Below are 5,034 nucleotides of genomic sequence, written 5' to 3' on the forward strand. Positions count from 1 at the left end.
CTGGTGCTGATCTGGGTGTCCGGTGGGCTGCTGGCCGCGGCGTTGCCCATGGCCCTCGGCGCGTTGGCTGTCGTCGGCTCGATGACGGTGTTGCGGCTGATCACGTACACCACCGAGGTGTCGATTTTCGCGCTCAACCTGAGCACTGCGCTGGGCCTGGCGCTGGCGATCGACTACACCCTGCTGATCGTCAGCCGCTATCGCGACGAGCTGGCCGAGGGCAGCGATCCTCACGAGGCATTGGTCACGACGATGGCCACGTCCGGACGCACGGTGCTGTTCTCGGCCGTCACCGTCGCGTTGTCCATGTCGGCGACGGCGCTGTTCCCGATGTACTTCCTGAAGTCGTTCGCCTACGCCGGGGTGGCGACGGTCGCCTTTGTCGCGGTGGCCTCGATCATGGTGACCCCGGCGGCGATCGTGCTGCTCGGGCCGCGGCTGGATGCGCTGGACGTTCGCAAGCTCGGCCGCCGGATACTCGGCCGGCCCGACCCGGTGCACAAACCGGTCGAGCAGCTGTTCTGGTACCGGTCGACCAAGTTCGTGATGCGACGGGCGGTGCCGGTCGGCCTGGTGGTGACCGCGCTGCTGCTGATGCTCGGGCTGCCGTTCCTCGGGGTGAAGTGGGGTATGCCCGACGACCGGGTGCTGCCGAAGTCGGCTTCGTCCCATGCGGTTGGTGATCGGTTGCGTCACGATTTCGCCGATGACTCGGCGACGGCCGTGTCTGTCGTCGTCCCGGACGTTCGAGGGGTGCGTCCGGGCGACATCAGCCGCTACGCCGCCGACCTGTCACGGGTGGCCGACGTGACGGCCGTGTCGGCGCCGACCGGAACGTTCGCCCACGGCAACCGGGTCGGGCCGCCATCGGCAGCCACCGGGATGGCGCAGGGCAGCGCCTTTCTGACGATCGCCACCACCGCGCCGCTGTTCTCCCAAGCCTCCGACACCCAACTCGACCGGTTGCACGCCGTGCCCGGCCCGGCTGGCCAGTCGGTACAGATGGCCGGGATGGCGCAGATCAACCGCGATAGCGTGGACGCGATCACCGATCGGCTGCCGGTGGTGTTGGGCCTCATCGGCATCATCACCTTTGCGCTGCTGTTCTTGCTCACCGGCAGTGTGCTGCTGCCGTTAAAGGCATTGGTGTGCAACGTTTTATCGCTGACGGCAGCATTCGGCGCGCTGGTGTGGATCTTCCAGGACGGCCACCTGGGCGCGATGGGCACCACGCAGAGCGGCACGTTGGTGGCCAATATCCCGGTGCTGTTGTTCTGTGTCGCCTTCGGCCTGTCGATGGATTACGAAGTGTTCCTGGTCTCCAGGATTCGCGAGTACTGGTTGACTGCGACCGCGTCGCGACCCGCCACGGCGGACAACAAGACCAAACGCGCTGACAACGACGAGAGCGTGGCGCTCGGGTTGGCGCGGACCGGCCGGGTGGTCACCGCGGCTGCGTTGGTGATGTCGATTTCGTTCGCCGCGTTGATCGCCGCGCAGGTGTCCTTCATGCGGATGTTCGGTCTCGGCCTGACCCTGGCCGTACTGGCCGACGCGACGTTGGTGCGGATGGTGCTGGTGCCCGCGTTCATGCATGCTCTGGGCCGATGGAGTTGGTGGGCACCCGACCCGCTGGTGTGGCTGCACGAGCGGTTCGGGATCAGCGAGGCGGGACCCGACCCCCTGCCGGTGGATGCCGACCCTACCGGCGGGCGACACCGTCGACCTGACGCGGTTCCGGCCGGCAATACCATGGCCGCAGTTACTGCCACGACGGTTGCCGATGGTCGTTAGCCCGCCGACGGACACTCTTCGCCGGCGGCGCGCCCCGCGAGGATCCGGCGATCTGCTGCGCGACGAAATCCTCGATGCGGCAACCGAACTCCTGTTGGACACCGGGCATGCAAAGGCCGTGTCGATCCGTTCGGTGGCTGAACGTGTGGGCGTGACACCACCATCGATCTACCTGCATTTCCAGGACAAGGACGCACTGCTGGACGCGGTGTGCGCGCGCTACTTCGAGAAGCTCGACGAGGAGATGCTGCGGGTGTCCGCAGGGCAGTCGTCCACCGTGGAAGTGCTGCGAGCCCAAGGGTTGGCCTACGTCAGGTTCGCCACCGAAAACCCCGAGCTCTACCGGATCGCCACGATGGGCGAGTGGAGATCCGGCAGCAATGTCGATTCCGCGCTGGCCAGCTCCGCCTTCGCGCACATGTGCGCCGCCGTCGGCGTCTTGATGGACGAGGGCGTGTTCCCGCTCGGCGACGCGGCCGCGGTCGCCCTGGAGCTCTGGAGCGCTGCGCACGGCGCGGCCTCGCTGCTGATCAACAAGCCGCACTTGCCGTTCGGCGATGCCGAGGCGTTTGCCGACCGGGTGCTTCGTGCGGTCTTCTTAGGGCACATGGTCGCCGGACTGCTCGGGGTCGATGCCACCCCCGACCAAGTGGTCGAGCAGTTGACGGCGCTCAAGTCTTCGGTGCGAGGATCTTCCAAGTAACCGTTCCGAAAGGCTGGCAGCCATGACGTCATCGACCGCGCACATCGTCGACCATCCGTTCTTCGCCCGCATCTGGCCCGCTATCGCCGCACACGAGACGGAGCAGATGCGGGAACTCCGCCGGGAGAACCTGGCGGGGCTGTCAGGCCGGGTGCTCGAAGTGGGTGCGGGCACCGGAACCAATTTCGAGCTGTACCCCGATACCGTCGCGCAGGTCGTCGCGGTCGAGCCCGAGCGACGGCTGGTCGGACTGGCCCGGGAAGCGGCGACCGGTGCGGCCGTTCCGATCGAAGTGACCAATCGGACGGTAGAGAGCTTCTCGGCCGACGAGCCATTTGACGCGGTGGTGTGCTCGCTGGTGCTGTGCTCGGTGGCTGAGCCTGATTCTGTTCTGCGGCAACTGTTTTCGTTGCTGCGGCCGGGCGGCGAGCTGCGCTATCTGGAGCACGTTGCCAGCGACGGAATCCGGGGCCGGTTCCAGCAACTGGTCGACGCGACGATATGGCCCCGGCTGGTGGGCAACTGCCACACTCACCGCCACACCGAGCAGGCGATCCGGGCTGCGGGGTTCGACGTCGACAAGGCCCGAACCGAACAGGCTTTGCCGGCCTGGGTGCCGCTGCCGGTGTCGGAGTTCCTGCTGGGCCGCGCGCGGCGCCCCGCCTAGTTCAGCAGCGCGGGCAGTCGCTGCAGCAGCGTCGGCAGGGCCGTGCTGGCTGATTCACGCACGGTTATCGTGGCGCTGCTGGACAGCGGCGTTGGCTCCGGGTTGACCTCGACGACGACCACCCCACGCGCCAGCGCCATCTCGGGCAGACTCGCCGCCGGGTAGACGATGCTCGAGGTTCCCACCACTACCAGCACGTCGGCGGTGCTCGTCGCCTCCACCGCGCGCTGCCACGGCTCCTCGGGTAGCGCCTCGCCGAACCACACGATGTCGGGCCGGATCAGGCCGCCGCAGTGGTCGCAACTCGGTGGCTCGACCTCCAACGCGGGCTCCCGCATCTCCGGAAGTTCACCGTTGTACGGCAGACCGCAAGTCGCGCAACGAAATTCGAACAGGCTGCCATGCAGGTGGTGCACTGGCGAGCTGCCGGCACGCTCGTGCAGGTTATCGACGTTCTGCGTGACGACGCTGACCTCGGCATGGTCCTGCCAGGCCGCGACGGCACGGTGCCCGTCGTTGGGTTCGACGGTGCCGACCAGGTAGTGCCGCCAGAGATACCATCCCCAGACCCGCTCGGGATTGCGCTGCCAGCCTTGAACGCTGGACAACTCGTAGGGATCGAACTCGGCCCACAGCCCGTTCTTGTCGTCGCGGAACGTCGGTACGCCGCTCTCCGCGGAGATTCCCGCGCCGGACAGCACCGTGATACGCACCTCACCAAGATAGCGGGACTGCGGGATACTGAGCAGGTGGAGTTGGGGGATTGGCTGCGGGTTGACGGACAAGCGGATCGACCGCTGTTCGACCAACTCCGCAGCCAGATCATCGAGGCTGTCCGGGCCGGGACCTTGCCGCCCGGGTCCCGGCTGCCGACGGTGCGCGAACTGGCCGGCGAATTAGGGCTGGCCGTCAACACCGTGGCCCGGGCGTACCGGGAGCTGGAGACCGCCGGAATCGTCGAAACCCGAGGCCGCTTCGGCACTTTCGTCGCTCGGGTCGATCCGTCGGACAGCGCGATGGCGACAGCGGCATGCGCGTATCTCGATGTCGCGCGTGGATTGGGACTCGGCAAGGCCGAGGCGCTGCGTTACCTCGAGGCCTACGAGGACGGCTGAGCTGCCAGGACTTTGACCAGCGTGCGCAGGTTGCGGGTGGTGGTCGACGACTTGTACCGCTTCTTGCCCATCGTCTTACCGATCGTGCTGTCCAGCGTGTGATTCTTGGCCACCTGCCAATAGATCACGCCCGCGGACTTGGGGCCGAGCGCGATCTTCTCGTCGGCTCCTGCCTCGTCGGCCAACGCCGCGAGCTCGTCGAGTACATCGCTGTCGCTGACAAACGTGACGTAGGACTGGTATCCGTCCACCTCGGGCTCGAACGGGTAGCCGTCGACGATCGAGCGCACCTTCTTGATCGGGTAAACCAGCACCCAGGCGTCATAGCCGAAGTGCTTTCGCAGCGCCTTCTCGGCCGTCGCGCGCACCGCATCTGCGGCCTTCGGCGAATCCAGCGTCACGTTTCCGGTCGCCAGAGTGGTGCGGACCTCAGCGAGTCCCGCGTCGGTCAATGCGCCTGCCACGTCGGCCATTTTCAGGTTGACGCCGCCGACGTTGACGCCGCGTAGAAACACCGCGTATTGGGTCATGAGCGCGATGGTAGCCACGCAGGCGTCCAGCGGGGCGCGATCGTCTGGGAAGGCTTGCGACATGGGCCGCCAAGTGTTCGACGACAAATTGCTCGCCGTGATCGCGGACAACTCTCTCGGCGTGCTCGCCACCCTCAAGCGCGACGGGCGCCCGCAGTTGTCCAACGTGTCGTACTACTTCGACGCCCGCAGTGTTGCCATTCAGGTGTCGGTCACCGAGCCACG

At 66.8% G+C, this 5,034-nt stretch carries 7 protein-coding genes; 5 read left to right on the plus strand and 2 right to left on the minus strand.

Annotation, left to right across the window (positions count from 1 at the left end):
- The 3 genes from VGH54_RS13450 to VGH54_RS13460 all read left to right on the plus strand — a co-directional run.
- The coding region (locus VGH54_RS13450) for an MMPL family transporter (protein WP_331512511.1) at positions 1-1,794 on the plus strand (1,794 nt) is incomplete at its 5' end.
- Positions 1,784-2,497: a TetR/AcrR family transcriptional regulator gene (locus tag VGH54_RS13455; RefSeq protein WP_331512512.1), complete on the plus strand. Its 714-nt coding sequence runs from the start codon at positions 1,784-1,786 to the stop codon at positions 2,495-2,497. The genes VGH54_RS13450 and VGH54_RS13455, both read left to right, overlap by 11 nt.
- Before the next feature lie 22 nt (positions 2,498-2,519).
- A complete protein-coding gene (locus VGH54_RS13460; protein ID WP_331512513.1) occupies positions 2,520-3,164 on the plus strand; it encodes a class I SAM-dependent methyltransferase in 645 nt (214 codons plus the stop codon).
- Here the strand turns inward: VGH54_RS13460 and VGH54_RS13465 are convergent.
- The gene (locus VGH54_RS13465; RefSeq protein WP_331512514.1) at positions 3,161-3,877 is read right to left on the minus strand and encodes an NAD-dependent deacylase; all 717 of its coding nucleotides are present in this window, start codon (positions 3,875-3,877) and stop codon (positions 3,161-3,163) included. The genes VGH54_RS13460 and VGH54_RS13465 overlap by 4 nt on opposite strands.
- 36 nt (positions 3,878-3,913) lie before the next feature.
- On the opposite strand from VGH54_RS13465, the gene VGH54_RS13470 reads away from it, so the two are divergent.
- Positions 3,914-4,279 (plus strand): GntR family transcriptional regulator, encoded by a 366-nt coding sequence (locus tag VGH54_RS13470; protein WP_331512515.1) that lies wholly within the window; start codon positions 3,914-3,916, stop codon positions 4,277-4,279.
- Here VGH54_RS13470 and VGH54_RS13475 read toward each other — a convergent pair.
- The gene (locus VGH54_RS13475; RefSeq protein ID WP_331512516.1) at positions 4,264-4,809 is read right to left on the minus strand and encodes a DUF1697 domain-containing protein; all 546 of its coding nucleotides are present in this window, start codon (positions 4,807-4,809) and stop codon (positions 4,264-4,266) included. The two genes, VGH54_RS13470 and VGH54_RS13475, sit on opposite strands and share 16 nt — an antisense overlap.
- Before the next feature lie 61 nt (positions 4,810-4,870).
- On the opposite strand from VGH54_RS13475, the gene VGH54_RS13480 reads away from it, so the two are divergent.
- On the plus strand, positions 4,871-5,034 hold a 164-nt coding region (locus VGH54_RS13480; protein WP_331512517.1), incomplete at its 3' end, for a pyridoxamine 5'-phosphate oxidase family protein.

This window comes from Mycobacterium sp. (genome assembly GCF_036488105.1).
Lineage (GTDB): Bacteria > Actinomycetota > Actinomycetes > Mycobacteriales > Mycobacteriaceae > Mycobacterium.

Coding starts and splice junctions, on each gene's coding strand:
- VGH54_RS13455 (WP_331512512.1), top strand. CDS start 1,784: ATGGTCGTTAGCCCGCCGACGGACACTCTTCGCCGGCGGCGCGCCCCG.
- VGH54_RS13460 (WP_331512513.1), top strand. CDS start 2,520: ATGACGTCATCGACCGCGCACATCGTCGACCATCCGTTCTTCGCCCGC.
- VGH54_RS13475 (WP_331512516.1), bottom strand. CDS start 4,809: ATGACCCAATACGCGGTGTTTCTACGCGGCGTCAACGTCGGCGGCGTC.